This is a genomic window from Bradyrhizobium sp. MI1.7 (assembly GCF_055811795.1).
Window position 1 is genome coordinate 1 of the sequence record NZ_JBVVPO010000240.1, and the last position, 656, is coordinate 656.

Consider the following 656-nt stretch of genomic DNA (forward strand, 5'->3'; position numbering starts at 1 on the left):
AAGCCGACCGACCGTCAGCCCACAACCGCCGCCGCCTGACCGGCCCCGGCCGTCACCAAAATTTGGCGATAGCTCAGGGTGCTCACAATGGACGACCATTCGGACGACATAAGACGACCGTTGTCACCGCGCATAGAAGTGTACGCCGGCGGCGGCCGGAAACAGTGGCCAGATGATTTGAAGGCGCAGATCGTCGCGGACAGTCTCGAGCCGGGCGCGATCGTAACAGATGTCGCACGTCGCCATGGCTGCCGGCCCCAGCAGGTGCATGACTGGCGGCGCCGGGCGCGTTCAGGTCAACTGGTGCTGCCAGCTGCGGGGGGAGCACTGTCGTTTGTGCCGTTGGTGTCGGAATCGTCGCCATCGGTGGTTGCAGCTCCCTCCGGGTCGCCGGAAGCAGCCGTTGTGACGGTTGAGCTCCATGGGGCACGAGTTGAGGTGCGAGGGACGCCTGGCCTTGCTGTGTTGAGTGATGTGTTTGTTGCGTTGCGCCGGACACGTTCATGCTGACGGCTCCCGCTGGCCTCATGATTTATGTTGCGACCCGACCTGTAGACTTCAGGAAGGGCGCAGATGGCCTGGCGCTGTTGGCGAAGGAGACGCTGGGCCACGATCCGATGAAGGGCGTGGCGGTGGTCTTCCGTGCGAAGCGCGCT

General features: G+C 64.0%; 2 protein-coding genes. Both read left to right on the forward strand.

The annotated features are described in order from the left end of the window. The first annotated feature begins 87 nt into the window (after positions 1-87). Positions 88-510, forward strand: a complete 423-nt coding sequence (tnpA, locus tag AC0L3X_RS47340) for an IS66-like element accessory protein TnpA (protein WP_439034127.1) — start codon at positions 88-90, stop codon at positions 508-510. A 17-nt stretch (positions 511-527) separates the two neighbouring features. Then, positions 528-656: IS66 family insertion sequence element accessory protein TnpB (gene tnpB, locus AC0L3X_RS47345; RefSeq protein ID WP_473317646.1), on the forward strand; the 129-nt coding region annotated here is incomplete at its 3' end.

What these genes read in the sequence shown, in the direction of transcription:
- tnpA (WP_439034127.1), top strand. Translation starts at nt 88, where the DNA reads ATGGACGACCATTCGGACGACATAAGACGACCGTTGTCACCGCGCATA.